At 68.0% G+C, this 20,958-nt stretch carries 22 protein-coding genes; 10 read left to right on the top strand and 12 right to left on the bottom strand.

The genetic code is table 11. The annotated features are described in order from the left end of the window. Positions 1-289 precede the first annotated feature (289 nt). From ON43_RS02700 to ON43_RS02685, 4 genes are read right to left on the bottom strand one after another with little or no spacing between them, the layout of a single operon-like run. Complete coding sequence (locus tag ON43_RS02700) at positions 290-1,369, bottom strand: NAD(P)H-dependent flavin oxidoreductase (protein WP_040803107.1); 1,080 nt, start codon at positions 1,367-1,369, stop codon at positions 290-292. After that, positions 1,366-2,124, bottom strand: coding sequence for a CoA-transferase subunit beta (locus tag ON43_RS02695; protein ID WP_040803105.1), 759 nt, complete (start codon positions 2,122-2,124; stop codon positions 1,366-1,368). Before ON43_RS02695 ends, ON43_RS02700 begins: the two co-directional genes overlap by 4 nt. Beyond that, positions 2,124-2,999 carry a CoA transferase subunit A gene (locus tag ON43_RS02690; RefSeq protein ID WP_040803102.1) on the bottom strand — a complete coding sequence of 292 codons (876 nt, stop codon included), beginning with the start codon at positions 2,997-2,999 and terminating at the stop codon, positions 2,124-2,126. The genes ON43_RS02695 and ON43_RS02690 overlap by 1 nt, the downstream gene beginning before the upstream one ends. A 5-nt stretch (positions 3,000-3,004) precedes the next feature. Then, positions 3,005-3,769, bottom strand: a complete 765-nt coding sequence (locus ON43_RS02685; RefSeq protein ID WP_040803100.1) for an enoyl-CoA hydratase family protein — start codon at positions 3,767-3,769, stop codon at positions 3,005-3,007. Between the two features lie 56 nt (positions 3,770-3,825). Between ON43_RS02685 and ON43_RS02680 the strand changes: the two genes are divergently transcribed. Next, positions 3,826-4,614 (top strand): SDR family oxidoreductase, encoded by a 789-nt coding sequence (locus ON43_RS02680; protein ID WP_040803170.1) that lies wholly within the window; start codon positions 3,826-3,828, stop codon positions 4,612-4,614. A 29-nt stretch (positions 4,615-4,643) separates the two neighbouring features. Next, positions 4,644-5,555, top strand: a complete 912-nt coding sequence (locus ON43_RS02675) for an SDR family oxidoreductase (protein WP_040803098.1) — start codon at positions 4,644-4,646, stop codon at positions 5,553-5,555. A 66-nt stretch (positions 5,556-5,621) separates the two neighbouring features. Here ON43_RS02675 and ON43_RS02670 read toward each other — a convergent pair whose 3' ends face one another. After that, a complete protein-coding gene (locus ON43_RS02670) occupies positions 5,622-6,455 on the bottom strand; it encodes an SDR family oxidoreductase (protein WP_040803095.1) in 834 nt (277 codons plus the stop codon). An 84-nt stretch (positions 6,456-6,539) separates the two neighbouring features. On the opposite strand from ON43_RS02670, the gene ON43_RS02665 reads away from it, so the two are divergent. Beyond that, the gene (locus ON43_RS02665; RefSeq protein WP_040803092.1) at positions 6,540-7,427 is read left to right on the top strand and encodes a metallophosphoesterase family protein; all 888 of its coding nucleotides are present in this window, start codon (positions 6,540-6,542) and stop codon (positions 7,425-7,427) included. Here the strand turns inward: ON43_RS02665 and ON43_RS02660 are convergent. Beyond that, the gene (locus ON43_RS02660) at positions 7,416-8,810 is read right to left on the bottom strand and encodes a uracil-xanthine permease family protein (RefSeq protein ID WP_040803089.1); all 1,395 of its coding nucleotides are present in this window, start codon (positions 8,808-8,810) and stop codon (positions 7,416-7,418) included. The genes ON43_RS02665 and ON43_RS02660 overlap by 12 nt on opposite strands. Before the next feature lie 158 nt (positions 8,811-8,968). Continuing rightward, positions 8,969-9,376: a hypothetical protein gene (locus ON43_RS02655; protein WP_157513876.1), complete on the bottom strand. Its 408-nt coding sequence runs from the start codon at positions 9,374-9,376 to the stop codon at positions 8,969-8,971. A gap of 27 nt (positions 9,377-9,403) precedes the next feature. Here ON43_RS02655 and ON43_RS44580 point away from each other — a divergent pair, with 27 nt between their 5' ends. Then, positions 9,404-9,547, top strand: coding sequence for a hypothetical protein (locus ON43_RS44580; RefSeq protein ID WP_157513875.1), 144 nt, complete (start codon positions 9,404-9,406; stop codon positions 9,545-9,547). On the opposite strand, the gene ON43_RS02650 is transcribed toward ON43_RS44580, so the two are convergent. The 5 genes from ON43_RS02650 to ON43_RS02630 form a co-directional block, all read right to left on the bottom strand. Then, positions 9,544-10,695: an acetyl-CoA C-acetyltransferase gene (locus ON43_RS02650; RefSeq protein WP_040803087.1), complete on the bottom strand. Its 1,152-nt coding sequence runs from the start codon at positions 10,693-10,695 to the stop codon at positions 9,544-9,546. The two genes, ON43_RS44580 and ON43_RS02650, sit on opposite strands and share 4 nt — an antisense overlap. 161 nt (positions 10,696-10,856) lie before the next feature. Further along, positions 10,857-11,462 (bottom strand): TetR/AcrR family transcriptional regulator, encoded by a 606-nt coding sequence (locus ON43_RS02645; protein ID WP_040803086.1) that lies wholly within the window; start codon positions 11,460-11,462, stop codon positions 10,857-10,859. A 71-nt stretch (positions 11,463-11,533) separates the two neighbouring features. Then, positions 11,534-12,289 carry a hypothetical protein gene (locus tag ON43_RS02640; RefSeq protein ID WP_040803084.1) on the bottom strand — a complete coding sequence of 252 codons (756 nt, stop codon included), beginning with the start codon at positions 12,287-12,289 and terminating at the stop codon, positions 11,534-11,536. Between the two features lie 230 nt (positions 12,290-12,519). Further along, positions 12,520-13,314 (bottom strand): SDR family oxidoreductase, encoded by a 795-nt coding sequence (locus ON43_RS02635; protein WP_040803082.1) that lies wholly within the window; start codon positions 13,312-13,314, stop codon positions 12,520-12,522. Beyond that, complete coding sequence (locus tag ON43_RS02630; protein ID WP_051177813.1) at positions 13,311-14,531, bottom strand: acyl-CoA dehydrogenase family protein; 1,221 nt, start codon at positions 14,529-14,531, stop codon at positions 13,311-13,313. Before ON43_RS02630 ends, ON43_RS02635 begins: the two co-directional genes overlap by 4 nt. A gap of 71 nt (positions 14,532-14,602) precedes the next feature. On the opposite strand from ON43_RS02630, the gene ON43_RS02625 reads away from it, so the two are divergent. The 6 genes from ON43_RS02625 (at position 14,603) to ON43_RS02600 (ending at position 20,904) form a co-directional block, all read left to right on the top strand. Next, positions 14,603-16,174, top strand: coding sequence for a FadD3 family acyl-CoA ligase (locus ON43_RS02625; protein ID WP_040803081.1), 1,572 nt, complete (start codon positions 14,603-14,605; stop codon positions 16,172-16,174). Next, positions 16,171-17,055 carry an enoyl-CoA hydratase gene (locus ON43_RS02620; RefSeq protein ID WP_040803078.1) on the top strand — a complete coding sequence of 295 codons (885 nt, stop codon included), beginning with the start codon at positions 16,171-16,173 and terminating at the stop codon, positions 17,053-17,055. The genes ON43_RS02625 and ON43_RS02620 overlap by 4 nt, the downstream gene beginning before the upstream one ends. Then, positions 17,055-18,182: an acyl-CoA dehydrogenase family protein gene (locus ON43_RS02615; protein WP_040803077.1), complete on the top strand. Its 1,128-nt coding sequence runs from the start codon at positions 17,055-17,057 to the stop codon at positions 18,180-18,182. Before ON43_RS02620 ends, ON43_RS02615 begins: the two co-directional genes overlap by 1 nt. 19 nt (positions 18,183-18,201) lie before the next feature. After that, complete coding sequence (locus tag ON43_RS02610; RefSeq protein WP_040803076.1) at positions 18,202-19,245, top strand: acyl-CoA dehydrogenase family protein; 1,044 nt, start codon at positions 18,202-18,204, stop codon at positions 19,243-19,245. A gap of 31 nt (positions 19,246-19,276) precedes the next feature. Continuing rightward, the gene (locus tag ON43_RS02605) at positions 19,277-20,320 is read left to right on the top strand and encodes an acyl-CoA dehydrogenase family protein (RefSeq protein ID WP_040803073.1); all 1,044 of its coding nucleotides are present in this window, start codon (positions 19,277-19,279) and stop codon (positions 20,318-20,320) included. A 125-nt stretch (positions 20,321-20,445) separates the two neighbouring features. Beyond that, positions 20,446-20,904: a MarR family winged helix-turn-helix transcriptional regulator gene (locus ON43_RS02600; protein ID WP_086007872.1), complete on the top strand. Its 459-nt coding sequence runs from the start codon at positions 20,446-20,448 to the stop codon at positions 20,902-20,904. Positions 20,905-20,958 lie beyond the last annotated feature (54 nt).

The raw sequence follows: 20,958 nt of genomic DNA, 5'->3' as shown, positions 1-20,958 counted from the left end.
TCCCCCACCCCGCGACCTCACAGCCCCCTCTCCCCGGCTGTGAGGTTCGACAACCTTGTCCAATACCGACAATTCAGACCAACACGACAGCTAATCGCGTGCTCACAAAACGTCGCTCAACGTTCCTGGGAGTGACGGGTAGAGGCTGCCCGAAATGCGCGAAGCCGCCCCCGGGCGAGAGGTTCCGGGGACGGCTCGGCGCGCCGACAGGGGCGCGCGTGGATCCGACGGTGTGCGGATCCGGGTGCGCGGTCGGGCTGTGGTGGCCGCGCACGTTTCGGGGAGAGCGTCAGGCGGGTTCGGTGACGCGGTACTGCTGGAGGCTGTCGATGCGCTCGACGGCCTCGGTGATGATGCGGTCGATGAGGTCGGCCACGGTGGGGAGGTCGTCGATGATGCCCGCGACCTGGCCCGAGGCGAGGACGCCGGCCTGCGTATTGCCCTCCACCAGACCGGCTTTCAGCAGCATCGGGGTGTTGGCGGCCATGATGACCTGGGACCAGGTGAGGTCCTTGTGCTTGCGCATGGCCAGGCCGTCCTTGACGATGGTCGACCACTTCATGCCGGTCATGGCCTTGAACTTGAAGGCGTTGGACACCGCGGCGGTGAGGCCGCGCACGCCGCTGGAGTGCTCCAGCTTGTCGACGAGTTCGGTATTGAGCACCCGGTGCGGCATGCCGTCGACCTTCTTGGAGACGACGGTGTCCATTAGCCCGCGCTTGATGTACTCCTGCTTCACCGAATCCGGCACGCTCGAGTCCTGGGTGAGCAGGAACCGGGTGCCCATGGCGACACCGGCCGCGCCGTAGGAGAGCGCGGCGGCCAGGCCCCGGCCGTCGAAGAAGCCGCCACCGGCCACGACCGGGATATCGACGGCGTCGAGCACCGAGGGCAGCAGCAGAGTCGTTGCGACGGAACCGGTGTGGCCGCCGCCCTCACCGCCCTGCACGATCACCGCGTCCGCGCCCCACGAGGCGACCTTGACCGCGTGCTTGGCCGCGCCGATGGACGGCACCACCACCACGCCGTTGTCCTTGAGTCGCGCGATGAGCTCCTTCTTGGGAGCCAGCGCGAACGAGGCGACCTTCACGCCCTCGCGGATCATCAGCTCGCAGCGCTCGGTCGCGTCCGAACCGTCGGCCCGGATATTGACGCCGAAGGGCTTGTCGGTCTTCGCCTTGGTCTTGGCGATGGCCTGCTCGAGTTCCTCGAACGACATGGTGGCCGAGGCCAGGATGCCGAGACCGCCCGCATTGGCGGTGGCCGCGACCAGACCCGGACCGGCGACCCAGCCCATGCCGGTCTGCACGATCGGGTGCTCGATGCCGACCAGTTCGGTCAGCGGAGTCTTCAAACGCTGGGCGGTCATGCCGTCACTTCCTTCTCGCGGAAACCCTTGGGGTCCAGCACGGTCCGGATGATGGTGAGCTCTTCCTCGGTCGGCAGCCGCGTCTCGCCCGCCTCGGCCAGCCCGGCGATCTCGAACGAGGTGTTCTCCGCGACCTCGTCGGCGCTCACACCCGGGTGCAGCGACAGCGCCCGCATGGTGTGGTCCGGCCCGTTGTAGTCGAACACGCCCAGGTTCGACACCACCCGGTGCAGGTGGTGGAACCGGTAGGCCGGGTTCTCGGAATCGATCTTGTCGTAACCGATTCCGGAGACGATGTCGACCTGATCCACGAACACCCGCTTGCCGTGCTTGGGCACGAAGTAGCTGGTGGCGTGGTTGATGGTGTTGCCCGGCGCGCCGCGCACACCGAACATCTGCCGGGTCGGCTGCTGCAGCGGACCGAACGCCGAGAGGTTCTGATTGCCGTACTTGTCGAGCTGGTTCGCGCCCATGACCACATGGCGGCGACCGGAATTCACGACATCGAAGACCTTCGAGAACGGAATCCAGCCCTCGATCGGAGCCTTGCCGCCGATCGGCGGGATCTCGGCGAAGAACAGCGCCTCACCGTCGGACAGCAGCAGATCCGGCTCGAAGGTGAGCCGCGCCAGCCGCGCGCCGATGGTGGTGACGGTGGACATGGGCGAGGCCATGATCTCGCCCGCGCCCCGGAAGATCTCGGCCGCCGCGACGACGCAGATCTCGGCGCGAGTGATGGTGGAAGTCTCGGTCATTACTTCTGCTCCTCGGCGAAAGCCTTGACGGCGGCCTGGTATTCGTCCTCCGAGACATCCAGGTAGCGGGCCTTGAACTCGGCCCACGACTCCGGCGTCTTGGCGGCCTCGACATAGTGGCGCTGGAACTTCTCGTCGCGGCCGTAGCTGCCGGCGAAGGTGAAGTGCGCGCCGCCGGGGGCCTCGACCACGCCGTCGACCATCATGCGGTTGAGGATGAGCGCCTGCGTCGGAACGGCTTTCACCAGTTCCTCGGTCTCCACGAGGCGGTCCACCGACAGGTAACGCTTCTCGGCGGAGAGCATGTAGAGGTCGTCCATGTACGGGTCGATGCCGGTGTAGGCGGCATTGCCGTGCTTGTCACCCAGATCCAGGTGCACGAAGGCGGCATCCAGGTTCAGAGCGGGCATGGCGACCAGGGTTTCGGCCTTGCCGTCGGTCAGGTAAGGCGACTGAACAGTCTTCAGCTCGCCCTCCCAGAAATCGATGACCGCGGAACCCAATCCGGCGCGGATCGGCAGGAACGGCAGCCGGGCCGCCGCGGCCTGCAGACCGCACTTGACCATGCCCTCGTCCATCTCGCGCACGGTGATCGCACCCTCGGTGCGCGCCTTGGCGAACCACGGGTCGTAGAACGGCGCGGAGTCCAGCGACACGAAGCCGTAGTACGCCTTCTTGACCTTGCCGGCCGAGCACAGCAGACCCAGATCCGGCCCGCCGTAGGTGACCACGGTCAGATCGGTGACATCCGAACGCAGCAGCGCCCGCACGAAGGCCATCGGCTTGCGCCGGGAACCCCAGCCGCCGATGCCGATGGTCATTCCACTGCGCAGTTCGCCGACGACCTCGTCGAGCGACATTCGCTTGTCGCGCATGGCTGCTACTTCCCCTTCTTCTGCGCGGCCAGATCATCGTCGAAGCGCGCCCGGATCTCGTCGGCCACGCCCGCCAGGTTGAGCTCCATGGTGAAGCCCTGCTCGAAGCGGTAGGAGCGGTGCACGTCCTGCACGTCGATGCCGTTGAGCGCCTTCTTGGCGGCGCGGATGACGCGGCCGTCCTTGTTGGCGATGTTCTTGGCGACTTCCATTGCGGCGGCGTCGAGTTCGGCCCGCGGCACCACCTTGAAGACCGAGCCGTAGTGGTGCAGCTGCTGCGCGGTGAGGGTGCCCGCGGTGTAGAACATGGTCCGCATCAGGTGCTGGGGGACCAGTCGGGCCAGGTGGGTGGCCGCACCGAGCGCGCCGCGGTCGACCTCGGGGAGGCCGAAGGTCGCGTCGTCGGAGGCGACGATGACATCGGAGTTGCCGACCAGGCCGATACCGCCGCCCAGGCAGAAGCCGTTCACGGCGGTGACCACGGGGACCTCGCAGTCGTAGATCGCGGCGAAGGCGGCGAAGCAGCCGTGGTTGGCGCGGATCAGCGCGGTGTGGCCGGTATCGGCGTTCATCTCCTTGATGTCCACGCCCGCGTTGAAACCGCGACCCTCGGCGCGCAGCACCACGACCCGGGTCTCCGGGTTCTTCCCGGCCGCGGTGACGGCATCGGCCAGGGCGAACCAGCCGTCCGAAGGCAGTGCGTTGACCGGCGGGTAGTCGACAGTGACGACTTCGACGCCCTCGGTTTCGGTGTGACGGTTGATCCCCATCGAATGTCCCATCGTTGGCAAAACAAGCAAGTGCTTGGTAGGTTAGCACGGTGGGAATCGAAGTAAACCTGTCCGGCTCGGTCGTCCTGGTCACCGGCGGCGTGCGCGGCGTCGGGGCCGGTATCAGCCGGGTCTTCCTGGACGCGGGCGCGACCGTGGTGGCCTGCGCGCGGCGGCCCGCGGACACCCCCGTCGAGAGCAATGGACGCGGTATCGACTTCCTGCCGTGCGATGTGCGCGATGTGGATTCGGTGCGCGGGCTGATCGGGCAGATCGTCGAGAAGTACGGGCGGCTGGACACCGTGGTGAACAATGCCGGTGGCGCGCCCTTCGCCCTGGCCGCCGACGCCAGCGCCAACTTCCATTCCAAGATCGTGCAGCTGAATCTGCTGGCGCCGCTGCTGGTTTCGCAGGTGGCCAATGAGGTGATGCAGAAGCAGGAGACGGGCGGATCGATCGTGATGATCTCCAGCGTCTCCGGGCATCGGCCCTCGCCGGGTACCGCGGCTTACGGTGCGGCGAAAGCCGGTGTGGACAGCCTGGTTTCGTCGCTGGCGGTGGAGTGGGCCCCGAAGGTGCGGATGAACTCCGTCATCTGCGGCCTGGTCAACACCGAGTCCTCGCACCTGCACTACGGCGACGAAGAGGGCATCGCCGCGGTCAGCCGCACGGTTCCCATGCAGCGCATGGCAACTCCCGAGGACATCGGCCGCACCGCCGCCTTCCTGGCCTCGCCCTTGGCCGCCTACATCACCGGCAGCCAGCTGCTGGTGCACGGCGGCGGCGAGAAGCCCGCCTTCCTCGAAGCTTCCACCGCAGACGTCCCCGCCGTCTCCGGCCACTGAATCCCGATCGACACGAAGAGGTAATCGATATGACCGACAACAAGATCTGCGACGGCCGCGTCGTCATCGTGACCGGAGCGGGTCGCGGCATCGGCCGTGCCCACGCCCTCGCCTTCGCCGCCGCCGGTGCGAAGGTCGTGGTCAACGACATCGGTGCCGAGCTCGACGGCGCGCCCAGCCCGGACTCCCCGGCCGCGCAGGTCGTCGAGGAGATCAAGGCCCTCGGCAGCGACGCGGTCGTGAACGGCGACGACATCTCCGACTGGGAGGGCGCGCGCCGCCTGATCGCCACCGCCGTCGAAACCTTCGGCCGCCTCGACGTTCTCGTCAACAATGCCGGCATCGTCCGCGACCGCATGCTGGTCAACCTCGGCGAGGACGAGTGGGACGCCGTCATCAAGGTGCACCTCAAGGGCCACTTCGCCCCCATGCGGCACGCCGCCGAGTACTGGCGCAACGAGGCCAAGGCCGGTCGCACCCCCGACGCCCGCATCATCAACACCAGCTCGGGCGCGGGCCTGCTCGGCTCGGTCGGCCAGGGCAACTACTCCGCCGCCAAGTCCGGCATCGCGGGCCTGACCCTCACCGCCGCGGCCGAATTCGCGCGCTACGGCATCACCGTCAACGCCATCGCCCCGGCGGCCCGCACCCGCATGACCGAGACGGTCTTCGCGGACATGATGGCCGCCCCCGAGGACGGCTTCGACGCCATGGCCCCGGAAAACGTCTCCCCGCTGGTGGTCTGGCTCGGCTCCGCCGACTCCGCCGGCGTCACCGGCCGCATGTTCGAGGTCGAGGGCGGCAAGGTCACCGTCGCCGACGGCTGGCGCCACGGCGTCTCCATCGACCGCGGCGCCCGCTGGGAACCGGCCGAACTCGGCCCGGTCGTCCGCGACCTGCTCTCGAAGGCCACCACCCCGGAGCCGGTCTACGGCGCGTAAACCGCATTTCCGCACCGAGCCGCCCCCGGAACCTCTCACCCGGGGGCGGCTTCGCGCATTTCCGGGCTACTTCTTGCGGATGCCGGAGACCAGGGCGAAGAGGGCGTCCAGGACCGGGGTGGGGGTCAGGGCGGTGGCTACCACCTGGATCTTTCCAGCGATGCCCGGAATGTACCGTGCCCGTGGACGTTTGATGGTCAGGGCCTTTTCCACTTCGTTGACAACTGATTCGACCGGGGCGGCGATCTTGGGGACCTGTTGGGACATTTTGCGGAGGCCCGCGAGATGGGCGCTGTAGAGCTCGCGCTGGGCTTCGGTCAGGTGGGCGGTGGTGGTGTCGACCATGTCCGTGGCGCCGAACCAGAGGTCGGTGGCTATGGGGCCCGGTTCGATGAGGGTGGTGCGGATTCCGAAGGGGCGGAGTTCTACTCGGAGGGCGTCTACCAGGCCTTCGAGGGCGAATTTCGAGGCGTTGTAGGCGCCGGTGCCGGGGGTGGAGATGCGGCCGCTCAGGGAGGAGATGAAGACTACTCGGCCCTGGGTGGCGCGTAGGCGCGGGAGGACGGCTTGGGTTACGGCTACCTGGCCGAAGACGTTGACCTCGAACTGGTTTCGGAGTTCGTCGAGGGTGAGGAGTTCGACGGGGCCGTCGACGACGATGCCCGCGTTGTTGACCACCGCGGTCAGGTCGGCGGGGAGGGTCGCGTCGAGGGCGGCGATGTCGTCGGGGTTGGTGACGTCGAGTTGCACGGGGGTGATGCGGGAGTCGGCGGCGGTCAGGGCCTCGCCGTCGGAGAGCTTGCGGACGCCCGCGTAGACCTGCCAGCCCTGCTGCGCCATGCGCAGGCAGATGGCCTTGCCGATGCCGCGCGCCGCGCCGGTAACCAACACAGAGTTCATGGTGGTCAGCCTAATTCGGGCGGGGCGGGCGTGGCGGGCCGTAATGCGGATGCCGATCGGGGGCGGGGGTGTCACCATGTGCGCATGGGGAACGTCCTGATAGCCGGAGACCTGCACGGGAACACCGCGCACGCGCTCACCTTGGTGCGTACCGCGGTGCGTGAACAGTGCTCGAAGGTGTTCGTCGTGGGGGATTTCGGGGCGTGGGAGCACATGGCCTCGGGGCGGCGGTATTTCGACGTGGTGGGCAAGGCGGCCAAGCGGGCCGGGGTGATCGTGTACTTCCTGGACGGGAACCACGACAAGAGCTCCCTGTTGCACGAGCTGTACGACGACAACCGCGATGACGAGGGATTCCTGGTGTGCCGCAAGCATCTGCGGTACGCCCCGCGCGGGCACCGGTGGACCTGGGAGGGCACCACGTTCGCGGCCTTCGGCGGGGCGCGCTCGACCGACAAGGGCTGGCGGCTGGCGCGGGAGGCGCGCAAGGCCGAACTGGTCGCGCAGCGGCGGCGCTACGGCTCCGCGAGGACGCAGGAGACCGCGGGCATGCTCTGGTTTCCCGAGGAGGAGATGACCGACGACGAGCTGACCGCCCTGCTCGAAGCGGACAGCTCACCGGTGGACATTCTGCTCACCCACGACAAACCGCGTGCCTCGCAGCCGAAGTGGAATCGCAAGGACAAGCCGGAGTGCTATCCCAACCAGGACCGCATCGAGCGCGTGGTGCGGGCGCTGCGGCCCGCCGTGCTGTTCCACGGCCACCTGCACGTGCGCTACACCGACACCATCGCCTCCGGTGACGGGCAGTGGACCCGGGTCGAGGGCCTGGCCTGCGACCCGGAAGCCTCGCAGTACCTGGAGTATTCGAACGAACACTCCTGGTACGTGCTGCAACTGCCCTACGCCGAGCAGCAACTCGAGGACGATAACGACGACACCGAGGCCGAACCCCGTTCGCTACCTGCTTGATTCGTCCCGGCTCGGTTCGTCATAGGAGGAAGTGCCCTCGTCCAGCAGGGGCTCCTCCACCTTGAAGTGCGCCGGCGCGAAGAAGCGCAGCACGTGATAGCCGGTGATGACGACCAGCGTGCCCAGGGCGATGCCGCTGAGGGTGAAGTTGTCGGTGAACTTCATGCTGACGTTGCCGATGCCGATGATCAGCCCGGCCGCGGCGGGCACCAGGTTGAGCGGATTGCGCAGGTCGACCTTGGCATTGGTCCAGATCTGCGCGCCCAGCAGGCCGATCATGCCGTAGAGGATGACGGTGATGCCGCCGAGCACGCCGCCCGGAATCGCGGCGACGATGGCGCCGAACTTCGGGCACAGGCCGAAGAGCAGGGCGAAAAAGGCCGCGGCCCAATAGGCGGCGGTCGAGTAGACGCGGGTGGCGGCCATGACGCCGATGTTCTCGGAGTAGGTGGTGTTGGGCGGGCCGCCGACCGCGGTGGACAGCATGGACGCCGCGCCGTCGGCGGCGATCGCGGTGCCGAGCTTGCCGTCCAGGTTGTCGCCGGTCATCTCGCCGACCGCCTTCACGTGCCCGGCGTTCTCGGCGACCAGCGCGATCACCACGGGCAGCGCCACCAGCACCGCCGACCACTGGAACGAGGGCGCGTGGAAGGTGGGCAGCCCGAGCCAATCCGCCTTGGCCACACCGGAGAGATCCAGTCGCCAGTGGTCGACGACCTTCCCGCTGCCGTCGGCCGAGTGGATCTTCCCGAACACCCGGTCCAGCACCCACGACAGCCCGTACCCGAACACCAGGCCTAGGAAAATCGCGATGCGCGAGAAGAATCCGCGCAATCCGACCACGGCCAGACCGGTGAAGAGCATGACCAGCAGCGCCGTCCACTGATCCTGCGGCCAGTAGGTCGAGGCCGTGACGGGGGCCAGATTGAAGCCGATCAACATCACCACCGCGCCGGTCACCACCGGCGGCATGGCGGCGTGAATGATGCGCGCTCCGAACCGCTGCACCGCCAGACCGATCAGAAACAGCACCGCACCGACCGCCAGGCACGCCCCGGTAACCGTCGCGCTACTTCCGCCCTGGGCCCGAATCACGGCCGCCACACCCACGAACGACAGCGAACAGCCGAGGTAACTGGGCACCTGTCCGCGCGTGGCCAGCAGGAAGATCGCCGTGGCCACACCCGACATCATGATGGCCAGATTGGGGTCCAACCCCATCAGCACCGGAGCCACGAAGCTCGCCCCGAACATGGCCACGACGTGCTGCGCCCCTAGTCCGAACGTCCGCGGCCACGACAACCGCTCATCCGGCCGCACCACCGCGCCCGGCGCGGGCGTCCTGCCATCCCCATGCACTGTCCAGCGGACACCCAACACCATCAACCGCCCGCTTTCTCCCGTAGGTCCGAACCCAATCGCGGACATCCTAATCCGAGCAAACCCCCAGCTCCCGCGCCCACACGTCAGAGCGACCGACCGGTACCCAGCCAACCCAGCTGATTCCGGCCAACAGCCCGCCCGTTGGCACAATGGCCATCTCAGTCCACGCCGTAGCGACGCCGCACGGCGGCCGGGAGCGCATAGGGGTTCGACGAGTCCTCAGGCGGAGCGAAGGAGTCCGCCTGCGGCGCGGGACTATTCGAGGCGGCGGCCGCAGTCCACGCGAAACGCCGCGCCGCGGCCGCGACGACCGGATCGTCGACTAGTTCGCGACGCAGGTCGGCAGCTTGTTCACACGCGTGCGCCAGGGCCTGCTCGTGCGCGCGCGAAACCGCCTGCGCCATCGTCGAATCTGGTAGCTCGAGTCCCGTGATCCGCCCATCCGCGGCTACCTCGATGCACACGCCCGCCACCGTGGCGCGGCCCCGCACCCGCTCGACGGCATCCTGCACGCGCCGGGCCTTACGCGCCACGTCCTCGAACCGCCCCTCCCCCAATGTCGTCATGCGCACAGGCTAAGCACGCTGCGCGAAATGCCGAGTGGGATCGGCAACTTCGCGCCCATCGCCCTCGGCATCCTGCGCGACAGGCCGCCTGAACTCCTGCGCCTCATGAACGCGGAAGCCGCACACCGGAACTCGGTGTGTGGCTTCGAAAGGCGCTCGGGGCTGGATTAACCCAGGCGCTCGATGATGGTGACGTTGGCGGTGCCGCCGCCCTCGCAGATGGTGAGCAGGCCGTAGCGGCCGTTGACGCGCTCGAGTTCGTTGAGGAGGGAGGCGAAGAGCTTGGCGCCGGTGGCGCCGAGGGGGTGGCCGAGGGCGATGGCGCCGCCGTTGACGTTCACCTTGTCGGGGTTGGCGCCGGTTTCCTTGATCCAGGCCAGCACCACCGAGGCGAAGGCCTCGTTGATCTCGATGACGTCGATGTCGTCGATGGTCAGGCCGGTCTTCTCCAGCGCCCACTTGGTGGCCGGGATCGGGGCGGTGAGCATGTAGATCGGGTCGGCGCCGCGCGCGCTCACGTGGTGGATGCGGGCGCGGGGAGTGAGGCCGTATTCGGCGACCGCCCAGTCCGAGGCGAGCAGGGTGGCGCTGGAACCATCGGAGATCTGGCTGGCCAGCGCGGCGGTGATGCGGCTCCCCTCGGCGAGCGGCTGCAGCCCGGCCATCTTCTCGAGGGTGGTCTCGCGCGGGCACTCGTCAATCCAGAAATCGCCGACCGGCACGATCTCGCGATCGAACTTCCCGTCCACGATGGCCTTGCGGGCACGCTCGTTGCTGCGCAGCGCCCACTCCTCCATATCGCGGCGGGAGATGTCCCACTTCTCGGCGATCATGGTGGCCGAATTGAACTGCGACACTTCACCGGTGCCATAGCGGTGGTCCCAGCCGTGCGAGCCGACGAACGGCGCGTCGAAGCCGTAGGCCTGCCCGGCCAGCATGGCCGCCGAGATCGGAATGGCGCTCATGTTCTGCACGCCGCCGGCCACGATCACCTCGGCGGTACCGGACATGATGGCCTGCGCGCCGAAGCTGATGGCCTGCTGCGAAGAGCCGCACTGCCGGTCCACGGTGACGCCGGGCACCGATTCCGGGTAGCCCGCCGCCAACCACGAAGTGCGCGCGATGTTTCCGGCCTGCGGCCCGATGGTGTCGCAGCAGCCGAACACCACATCGTCCACGGCGGCCGGATCCAGATTGCCGCGCTCGAGCAGCCCCTTGATGGCCGCCGCGCCGAGATCGGCCGGATGCACGGCGGCCAGCGAACCGCCCCGCTTGCCGACCGGGGTGCGCACGGCGTCGATCACATACGCCTCACGCATCGGCGAGTATTGACGGCGGGACGGTGCTGACATGGGAACTCCTACTGACTGCTACTGCGGTGGTGAAGTTGTGGTTCTGGAGCTTTTGGGGGCTCCGGGGGCGAAGCCCCCGAATCTCGAGGGGGTTCGGGGGCGAAGCCCCTGAGAGTCCCGAGAGTTGGTTATTGCTGCTCGGGGTTGGTGAGACCGTCGAGCACGATGGTCAGGTACTGCTTGGCGAGGTTGTCCACGGTGATCCGGCCGCCGGGCTGGTACCAGCGCACCGACACCCACACGGTGTCGCGCAGGAACCGGTATGCCAGTTCGACATCCATCTCCGGCCGGAAGCTGCCGTCCTCGACGCCATTGGTCAGGACGCGGTGCCAGAGCTCGCGGAACTCCTTGTTGTATTCGGAGATGTAGCCGAATCGCGGTGTGCCGCTGAGCCGTTTGGCCTCGGCCTGGTAGATGGCGACGGCGGCGTGAAATTGGTCGAACGACTCGTACGACGCGACGACCAGCGCTTCGAGCGTGTCGCGCGCGGGCACGCCCGCGGCCACGATCTCGCGGTAGCGTCCGAATAGATCGTCGAGGAACCCGCGCAGGATTTCATCCACCATGGCTTCTTTGGAATCGAAGTGGTGGTACAAACTCCCGGATAGAATCCCCGCCGCGTCGGCAATGTCACGAACCGTGGTGGCGCGCAGCCCCCGTTCCGCGAATAGGTTCGCGGCCAGGCCGAGCAGTTCGTTGCGACGTGCTGATTTGGAGGGGTCAGGTTGGGTCACTCCGCCAATATACAACCAAGCATTTGCTTGGTCCACCATGCTCCCACGTAGCGGCACGCGCCGCAGCGGTCTCAGCGCATCGAGAAGCGCAGCGGCGAGGAAACCGACAGGTCGGCGAGCAGGCGATCGCAGATGACCACGGGTGAGATTCCGGCCCGCGCCATCCGCGCCACCAGCGCCAGGCGACGCTCGGGACTGTCCCATTCCACGGTCAGCGGCTCCTGCCCCGGCCCGGCGTCCACGGTGGCCATAACCCGCGGCGGCCCGCCGTCCCCATTGGGCTCCTCGATGAGTTTGAGAACCATCCCCCGCTGCCATGCCCGATATGTCTCCATATCGGCGCCCACCACCAACTTGTCTGTGGCAGCACATAATCCCTGCGCGATGCCGTCGGCGAAGGCCACATGGTCGTAGCGCAGGCGACGGCAGGTGCGCACCACCTCCAGCAGATCCGCGCGCACCTCGCAGAGCAGCGCGGTTCTCTTCCGGCGCCGCCGATCGGCCTCGGAATCGTCGTATCCGGCCTCTCGCGACAGGCCGAGACGGCGGGCACGATCGCGATCGCGAATCATGTCCCGCCGCAACGCGGCGCGCGGATCACGCACCACGTCGGATTCGTCAACGGCGTGTTGTTCCAGGATCTGCGCCGCCCGCATGGCGGTGGCGCGTTCGGAGTCGTGGTCCAGTAATTCCGCACCCAAAGTCAGTGCGGCCAGAACGACATTGTCGAGCCTTCGGCGCGCCAGCACGACCTCACGCACCAGCTCGAGTTCGAATTCCTCGTGGGCTTCTTCTGGGGCTGCTTGTTGTCTGCGATCCGGACCCATGGGTCGTGCCCTTCGACTAGCGGTACCGGCCTAAACCAGGATTGCACAGGGAGACCCTCAACGCGCCAGCCATTTTCCGCCCCGAATAAAACACGCACTGCCGCGCCCCCCGAAGGGGACGCGGCAGTGAGAAAAGCTGCGACCTGAAGACACAGCATTCCGTGTCGGCAAGCACAGCATTCCGTATCAACCGAACGCACTAATTCGGTTGCGCGGTCCGGTAATCCGAATTACGCGCGCTGGCTCGAAATCGAGACCACCTCACCGGTCAGGTAGGTGGTGTAGTCGCTGGCGAGCATGGCGATGGTGGCGGCCACCTCCCACGGCTCGGCGGCGCGCCCGAAGGCCTCACCGGCGGCCAGGCGATCGAGCAGATCGGCGGAGGTGACCTTGTCCAGGAAGGCGTGCCGCGCGATGGACGGGGCGACGGCATTGATGCGCACGCCGAACTCGGCGGCCTCGACCGCGCTGCAGCGGGTCAGCGCCATGACGCCGGCCTTGGCGGCGGCGTAGTGGGCCTGGCCGTGCTGGGCGCGCCAGCCCAGGACCGACGCGTTGTTGACCACGACACCGCCGTGGCCCGCCTCGCGGAAGTACTTGAGCACCGCCCGGGTTGCCCGGAAGGTTCCGTTCAAGGTGATGTCGAGGACCTTGTCCCACTGCTCGTCGGTCATGTCGACCACCGGCACCTCGCCACCGAGACCGGCATTGTTGACCATGACGTCGATGCGGCCGAAGGCGGCCACGGCACCGGCGATCAGGGCGTCGACCTGCTCGGTCGAGCTGACGTCGCACGGCACGGAAGCGACTCGCCGGTCCGGGAATTCGGCCTGCAGTGCCTGCTCGGTCTCCTTCAGGCGACGCTCGTGCCAGTCGGAGATCACCACGTCCGCGCCTTCGGACAGCAGGCGGCGGGCGGTGGCCGAACCGATGCCGGTGCCCGCGGCGGCGGTCACCACCGCGATCTTGCCCGCGAGCAGGTTGTGGCCGGGGGTGATTTCGGGGGCGATGGAAAGGTCACTCACGGTCGAGCCTCTCGGGGAAGTCCGAGCACGCGCTCGGAGATGATATTGCGCTGCACTTCGTTCGAACCGCCGTAGATGGTGTCCGCACGGGTGAAGAGGAACATGCGCTGCCAGGCATTGAGGTCATCGCCCGGGCCGTCGGCGATCAGGCCGGGCGCGCCGAGCACATCCATGGCCAGTTCGCCCAGTCCGCGATGCCAATTGGCCCACAGCAGCTTGGTCACCGACGCCTGTCCGGCGGCGGTACGGGCATCGACCGAGGCTCCGTCGTGGCCGGACTCGAGGGTGCGCAGCACATGCGCGCGCAGCACCCGCAGGCCGACCCACGCCTTGTCGAGGCGATCGGCGATGACCGGATTCTCGATGGCGCCGTTCTCGCGGGCCACGGCCTCGAGGTCGGCGAGCTCGCGCGCGTAGCGGATCTGCTGGCCCACGGTGGAGATGCCGCGCTCGAAAGTGAGCGTGCCCATCGCGACCTTCCAGCCCTCACCGGGCTGACCCACCACCAGATCGGCGGCGGTGCGCGCATTGTCGAAGAAGACCTCGTTGAACTCCGCGGTCCCGGTGAGCTGGATGATCGGCCGCACCTCGACGCCCGGCTGCTTCATCGGCACCAGCAGATAGGACAGGCCGTGATGGCGGGTCGAACCCTTCTCGGTGCGGGCGACCACGAAGCACCAGTCCGACAGGTGCGCGAGCGAGGTCCAGATCTTCTGGCCGTTGATGACCCACTCGTCGCCCTCGAGCTGGGCCGAGGTGCTGACGGCGGCCAGGTCCGAGCCCGCGCCCGGCTCCGAATAGCCCTGGCACCACAGCTCGGTGACATTGCGGATGCCCGGCAGGAAGCGCTTCTTCTGCTCTTCGGTGCCGAAGGCGATGACCGTGGGGCCGAGCAGTTCCTCACCCAGGTGCGAGACCCGGCTCGGCGCATCGGCTTTGGCGTACTCCTCGTGGAAGATGACCTGCTGCCGCAGCGTGGCGTCGCGGCCGCCCCATTCCTTGGGCCAGCCCAGGCAGGTTAGGCCCGCGGCAGCCAGGGCGCGATCCCATTCGAGGCGCTCTTCGAAAGCCTCGTGCTCGCGCCCGGGACCACCCAGACCGCGCAGCTCGCGGAACTGGCCGTTCAGGTTCTCGGCCAGCCATTCCCGCACCTCGGTACGGAATGCGGCATCCTCCGGGGGCTCAATCCCGCTGGCCGGTTCGGGGGTCTGGATCATGCTCACGTCGGTAGAGTAACCTACCAAGCACTTGCTTTGTTAGACCCATTCCCGGACAGCGAGGACGCCCAGTGACATCTCCTCCGCAGACCACACCGCTCGCTCTGCACGAGGCCGCGACCCGTTATGGTGACGCGCCCGCCGTCGGCGACGGTGCCGTGCGACTGAGCTGGTCGCAACTGCTGGACTCGGTGCGTGAGACCGCACGGGCGCTCATCGCGCGCGGCATCGAACGCGGCGATCGCATCGGCATCTGGGCGCCGAACACTCACCACTGGGTGACCGCGGTGCTGGCCACCCACTATGTCGGCGCGGCCGTGGTTCCGCTGAATACGCGGTATGTCGCGGCCGAGACGGTGGATGTGCTGTCGCGGGTGAACGCCAAGGCGCTGTTCATCGCGGGCGAGTTCCTGGGCCGCGATCGGCTGGCCGAATTGCGGGCCGCCGCACCGGATCTGGCGGGCATCGAGACGACCATCGTGATCCCGGTCGAGGGTGAGGCGCCCGTCGAGGACGCCCCCGGCGGGCCGGGAAATGTCATTGCGTGGTCGGAACTGGGCAAGCTGGCCGAGGCGGTCAGCCTCGAGGAAGTCATCGCCCGCGCGGAATCGGTGTCGCCGGACGATCTTTCGGACATCCTGTTCACCTCGGGCACCACCGGACGCAGCAAGGGCGCGCTCATCGCGCATCGCCAGGTGCTGACCAGCGCCCGGGCCTGGGCCGACTGCGCGACGCTGAACAGCGACGACCGCTATCTGATCGTGCCGCCGTTCTTCCACGCCTTCGGTTACAAGGCGGGCATTCTCACCAGCCTGGTCACCGGGGCGACCATCATTCCGCAGGCCGTGTTCGACCTGCAGCAGACGATGCGGCTCATCCAGGAGGAGCGCATCACCGTGCTCACCGGTCCGCCGACCATCCATCAGTCCATCCTCGATCACCCGGGCCGCGCCGAGGCGGATCTGTCCAGCCTGCGCGTCGCCGTCACCGGTGCGGCCACGGTGCCGGTCGTGCTCATCGAAAGACTGCGCAGCGAGCTGACTTTCGACGTGGTGCTGACCGCCTATGGCCAGACCGAATCGGGCGGCTTCGGCACCATGTGCCGTCCCGAGGACTCCAGCGAGACCATCGCCAATACCTGCGGGCGCGTCATCGACGGCTTCGAGATGAAGCTCGCCGACAATGGCGAACTGCTGCTGCGCAGCGACCAGGTGATGCTGGGCTACCTCGACGACCCGCAGGCCACCGCCGCGACCATCGATCCGGATGGCTGGCTGCACACCGGCGATGTCGCCGTCATCGACGAGCGCGGCTACATGAAGGTCACCGACCGGCTCAAGGACATGTACATCTCCGGTGGCTTCAATGTGTATCCCGCCGAGATCGAGCAGACCATGGCCCGGCTGCCCGGCGTCGCCGAGACCGCGGTCATCGGCGTGCCCGACGAGCGCATGGGCGAGGTCGGCAAGGTCTACGTGGTGCGCCGGGCCGGTTCGGACCTGACCGAACAGGACGTGCGCGACTACGCCAAGTCCCAGCTGGCCAACTTCAAAGTGCCCAAGTACGTGGAGTTCCGGGACGAGCTGCCATACAACGCCGCGGGGAAGGTTCTCAAGCGGCAACTACGTGAGGAGAAGGCGTGAGCCAGGAATTGGGACCTGTCCCGGACGAGGGCGAGGTCGTCCTCTACGAGAAGCGGGGACCGATCGCGGTCGTCACGCTGAACCGGCCGGACTACCGCAATGCGCAGAACTCGGTCATGACCTACGCGCTCGACGCCGCCTTCGTGAAGGCCGTCGAGGATCCGGAGGTCAAGGTCATCGTCCTGGGCGGCGCCGGAAAGCATTTCAGTGCGGGCCACGACATCGGCACGCCGGGTCGTGACCACCACATCAAGTACGAGAACCAGGCCGCACTGTGGTGGGACCACACCGACCGGGTCGGCGGTGACCAGCGCTTCGCGCGCGAGTCCGAGGTGTATCTGGGCATGTGCCGGCGCTGGCGGGAGATCCCCAAGCCGACCATCGCCATGGTGCAGGGAGCGTGCATCGCCGGTGCGCTCATGCTGGCCTGGTCCTGCGACATGATCGTGGCCTCGGAGGACGCGTTCTTCTCCGATCCGGTTGTCCGCATGGGCATTCCGGGCGTCGAGTACTTCGCACACCCGTGGGTGCTGGGTCCGCGCCGCGCCAAGGAGATCCTGTTCACCGGTGAGCGCTTCACCGCCGCACAGGCTTACGAGTGGGGCATGCTCAATCACGTTGTCCCGCGCGAGGAGCTGGAGGCGAAGACCTTCGCGCTGGCCGAGAAGATCGCGGAGATGCCGCAGTTCGGGCTGGCGCTGACCAAGAAGGCCGTCAATCAGTGCGAGGACCTGATGGGCATGCGCGCGGGCATGGATTCCGTGTTCGGGCTGCATCACTTCGCCCACGCGCACAATGCCGAGGTCGGTGCGGACTCCCTCGGCGGCATGAACGCCAAGTCCATGAAGGCCGCCGCGACTACCAAGGATGGGGCCCAGTAGTGGATCTCGAATTCGATTCCAAGACCGAGGAATTCCGCCGCGAGGTGCGGGAGTTCCTGGCGGCCAATGTGCCCGCCACTCCCCTGCCGTCCATGGATACCAAGGAGGGCTTCGAGGCCCACCGGGCGTGGGAGGCCAAGCTGGCGCAGGCCCGCCTGTCGTGTGTGGCCTGGCCCGCCGAGTACGGCGGCCGCGATGCCTCGCTGACCGAATGGGTCATCTTCGAGGAGGAGTATTACGCCGCGGGCGCGCCGGGTCGCGTCTCGCAGAACGGCATCTTCCTGCTCGCGCCGACCCTGTTCGAGCACGGCTCCCCCGAGCAGCTGGCCCGCATCCTGCCGAGAATGGCTCGCGCCGATGACATCTGGGCGCAGGCCTGGTCGGAGCCCGAAGCCGGTTCCGATCTGGCGGGCATTCGCTCCACCGCCAAGCGCACCGAGGGCGGCTGGCTGCTCAACGGCCAGAAGACCTGGAGTTCGCGGGCCTCGTTCGCGGACTGGGGCTTCGGCCTGTTCCGCAGCGATCCGGAGGCCGAGCGCCACCGGGGCCTGACCTACCTGATGTTCCCGCTCACCGCGGAAGGCATTACGGTGCGGCCGATTCCGCAGCTGGACGGCGAGCCGGGCTTCGCGGAGATCTTCCTCGACAATGTGTTCGTGCCGGACGCCGATGTGATCGGCGAGGCCAACAACGGCTGGAAGGTCGCCATGGCGACCTCGAGCAACGAGCGCGGGCTGTCGCTGCGCGCGCCGGGCCGGTTCACCGCCACCGCAACCAAACTCATCGAGCTGTGGCGCGGTGCGGACGAGACCGATACCGCGATCGCCGACCGCGTGGTCGACGCGTGGGTGGGCGCGGAGGCTTACCGCCTCAACACCTGGGCCACCGTCACCCGCCTGGCCGACGGCGGTCAGCTGGGCGCGGAATCCTCGGTGAACAAGGTGTTCTGGTCGGATCTGGACATCGCCATGCACGAGACCGCGCTGGACCTGCACGGCGCGGCTGCGGAACAGGAATCGGTCTGGACCGACGGCTACCTGTTCTCGCTGGCGGGCCCGATCTACGCCGGCACCAATGAGATTCAGCGCAATATCATCGCCGAACGCCTGCTCGGCCTGCCGCGATAGCCACAGGGAGGACGACGACATGCGATTCGCATTGACCGCAGAACAGAACGATTTCGCCGCCAGCCTGCGCAAGATGGGTGAGGCCGCCAAGACCCCGGGCCTGGTCCGGGCGTGGGGCGAGGGCGATTCCGCCGCCGGGCGCGCGCTGATCGGCCAGCTGGCCGAGGCGGGCGCGCTGGGGCTGACCGTCGCCGAGGAGAACGGCGGGTTCGGCGCGGGCCCGGTCGAGCTGATCGTGGCCTTCACCGAGATCGGCCGGGCCGCCGTGCCGGGACCGCTGGTGGAGACCGCGGCTGCGATTCCCGCACTGCTGCAGGCGCTTCCGGATGCGGCGCTGGCCGCCGAGAAGCTGCCGGAGCTGGCCGAGGGCGCGCAGCTGGGCACCCTCGCGGTGACCGCCGCGGCCGGCGCCAATGCGGGCCGGGCGCAGGGCGCTGCCACCGCGCTGGACGCCGATATCGCCGATCTGGTGCTGATCGCCGAGGGCGACCGCCTCTCCCTGGCCACCGCCGGTGACCTGGTCACGTCGGTGGACGCGGCCCGCCGCCTGTTCACCGTGACCGCGGGCGAGACCCTCGCCGAGGGCGAAGGCGTCTCCGCCGCAATCGATCTCACCTTCGACACCGCCGCTCTGGCCGCCGCCGCGCAGCTGCTCGGCGCGGGCCGCGCGCTGCTGGACACCAGCGTCGAGTACGTGAAGCAGCGCCAGCAGTTCGGCACCCCGATCGGCCGCAACCAGGCCATCAAGCACCACCTGGCCAATGCGCACATCGGCCTGGAAATGGCGCTGCCGCTGCTCTACCGGGCCGCGCTGACACTGGAGGCGAACGCGGACAGCGGGACTCGCGGCCGCGACATCTCCGCCGCCAAGCTGGCGTGCGGCGAGGCGGCGTACCAGACCGCCCGCATCGCCCTCCAGGTGCACGGCGCCATCGGCTACACCGCCGAATGCGATCTGTCGCTGTGGCTGACCAAGGTCACCGCGCTGCGCTCGGCCTGGGGCACCCCGGCCCAGCACCGCGCCCGGATCGCGACCGCCCTGCGCGCCGGGAACGTCGCATGATGAGCAACTACGACACGTTGGGAGCGAAGGCATGAGCCTCACTGCCGAACAGCAGGAACTCGTCACGACCGTGCGTGCCGTGCTGACCAAGCACGGCGACAGCGCGGCCATGCGGCGCGGGATCGAGACCGAGCGCGGATATGACGAGCAGCTGTGGAAGCTGCTGTGCGAGCAGGTCGGCGTTGCGGCGCTTGCCATTCCGGAGGAATTCGGCGGCATCGGCGTCGGGCTGGTCGAATCCCTGCTGGTGGTCGAGGAACTCGGGCGCACGCTGTCCGCGCCGCCCATGCTCGGGTCGGCCGTGCTGGGTGTGCAGGCACTGCTGCTGGCCGGGAACGCCGAAGCCAACGAGCGGCTGCTGCCGGAGGTCGCCGAGGGCTCGCGCACGCTGGCGCTCTGCTGGGCCGGGGCGCGGGGCTGGGATTCCTTCGGAGTCCAGGCCGCCGGTGAAACCCTTTCCGGCTCGGCCCATTACGTCCTCGACGGCACGCACGCGGACACCCTCCTGGTGCTGACCGCCGAGGGCCTGTTCGAGGTCGAGGGCGATGCCGAGGGCGTCACCCGCACCGCGGTCGTCACCCAGGACCCGACCCGCAAGCTGGCGCGCATCGACTTCGAGTCGGTCGCGGCCCGTCCGCTGGGACAGTTGAACGTCACCCGCCTGCGTGAGATCGCCTGGGCGGCAGTGGTCGCCGAGCAGGTGGGCGCGGCCGAGCAGTGCCTCGACATGACCGTCGAGTACACCAAGTCGCGCGTGCAGTTCGGCCGCCCGATCGGCAGCTTCCAGGCCCTCAAGCACCGCATGGCCGACATGTACGTGCTCGTCGAATCCGCCCGCTCCATCGCCTATCTCGCCATCGCGGGCCTGGCCGAAGGCGCGGTCGAGCCCGTCGACATCCAGGCCGCCCGCCTGCACGCCATCGACACCTTCAACACCGTGGTCTCCGAAACCGTGCAGATGCACGGCGGCATCGCCATCACCTGGGAACACGACGCGCACCTCTTCTTCAAACGCGCCCACGCCGACGCCCAACTCTTCGGCACCCCCGCCCGCCCCCTGGCCCGACCGGCCTGATCCGGGATTTCGAAAGGCCCGTGCGCACCACGCGCACGGGCCTTTCGCCGTCTGTGGCCCATGTCACCCGGAAAAGATCGTTAGCCTATGTAAATACATAGTTAGCTTATGCAACAATCAATGGCGTGCAGCTGACGCAGGCAACCGAGCTTCTCCCCGATGACACCGGGGATCGTCTCGCCGACATCGTGGTCGCCGTCTCGAGGCTCAATCGCCTGGCCGGAGTGGTCGGTGGCGTCGATCTGCCGCACGCCGTCATGCGGGCCCTCGGGACCCTCGACGAGTACGGCGCGCTGCGGATCAGTCAATTCGCGCGCATCGACCGCTGTTCGCAACCGGCGGCAACGGCGCTGATCGCTCGGCTGACCGAGGCTGGCCTGGCCCGGCGGACCAAGGATCCCGACGACTCCAGAGCAGTGGTCGTCGAGCTCACGTCCGCGGGCCGGGACCGGCTGGCCGCCGCCCGCGAGCAACTCGGAAACTCGCTCGCCGCAAGACTTCCCGATATCGATCCGGCCCTGCTGAACCGGTTGCGGCGGGATCTGCACGGCCTCACCGAGGCCCTGAAGGCCGCCGGGGCCTGAACACCGGCATCTCGCAACTCGATCGAAAGCAGCTGCGATTCAATCCGTCTCGTA

It is taken from the genome of Nocardia concava NBRC 100430 (genome assembly GCF_000308815.1).
GTDB classification, from domain to species: domain Bacteria; phylum Actinomycetota; class Actinomycetes; order Mycobacteriales; family Mycobacteriaceae; genus Nocardia; species Nocardia concava.
Note: the sequence above shows the minus strand (reverse complement) of the source record. Positions and strands in the feature narration are given on the sequence as shown.

Excerpts from the sequence above, each read along its gene's own strand:
- ON43_RS02700 (WP_040803107.1), bottom strand. The coding sequence starts at position 1,369 with ATGACCGCCCAGCGTTTGAAGACTCCGCTGACCGAACTGGTCGGCATC.
- ON43_RS02695 (WP_040803105.1), bottom strand. The coding sequence starts at position 2,124 with ATGACCGAGACTTCCACCATCACTCGCGCCGAGATCTGCGTCGTCGCG.
- ON43_RS02690 (WP_040803102.1), bottom strand. The coding sequence starts at position 2,999 with ATGCGCGACAAGCGAATGTCGCTCGACGAGGTCGTCGGCGAACTGCGC.
- ON43_RS02685 (WP_040803100.1), bottom strand. The coding sequence starts at position 3,769 with ATGGGGATCAACCGTCACACCGAAACCGAGGGCGTCGAAGTCGTCACT.
- ON43_RS02675 (WP_040803098.1), top strand. The coding sequence starts at position 4,644 with ATGACCGACAACAAGATCTGCGACGGCCGCGTCGTCATCGTGACCGGA.
- ON43_RS02670 (WP_040803095.1), bottom strand. The coding sequence starts at position 6,455 with ATGAACTCTGTGTTGGTTACCGGCGCGGCGCGCGGCATCGGCAAGGCC.
- ON43_RS02665 (WP_040803092.1), top strand. The coding sequence starts at position 6,540 with ATGGGGAACGTCCTGATAGCCGGAGACCTGCACGGGAACACCGCGCAC.
- ON43_RS02660 (WP_040803089.1), bottom strand. The coding sequence starts at position 8,810 with ATGGTGTTGGGTGTCCGCTGGACAGTGCATGGGGATGGCAGGACGCCC.
- ON43_RS02655 (WP_157513876.1), bottom strand. The coding sequence starts at position 9,376 with ATGACGACATTGGGGGAGGGGCGGTTCGAGGACGTGGCGCGTAAGGCC.
- ON43_RS44580 (WP_157513875.1), top strand. The coding sequence starts at position 9,404 with ATGCCGAGTGGGATCGGCAACTTCGCGCCCATCGCCCTCGGCATCCTG.
- ON43_RS02650 (WP_040803087.1), bottom strand. The coding sequence starts at position 10,695 with ATGCGTGAGGCGTATGTGATCGACGCCGTGCGCACCCCGGTCGGCAAG.
- ON43_RS02640 (WP_040803084.1), bottom strand. The coding sequence starts at position 12,289 with ATGGGTCCGGATCGCAGACAACAAGCAGCCCCAGAAGAAGCCCACGAG.
- ON43_RS02630 (WP_051177813.1), bottom strand. The coding sequence starts at position 14,531 with ATGATCCAGACCCCCGAACCGGCCAGCGGGATTGAGCCCCCGGAGGAT.
- ON43_RS02610 (WP_040803076.1), top strand. The coding sequence starts at position 18,202 with ATGCGATTCGCATTGACCGCAGAACAGAACGATTTCGCCGCCAGCCTG.
- ON43_RS02605 (WP_040803073.1), top strand. The coding sequence starts at position 19,277 with ATGAGCCTCACTGCCGAACAGCAGGAACTCGTCACGACCGTGCGTGCC.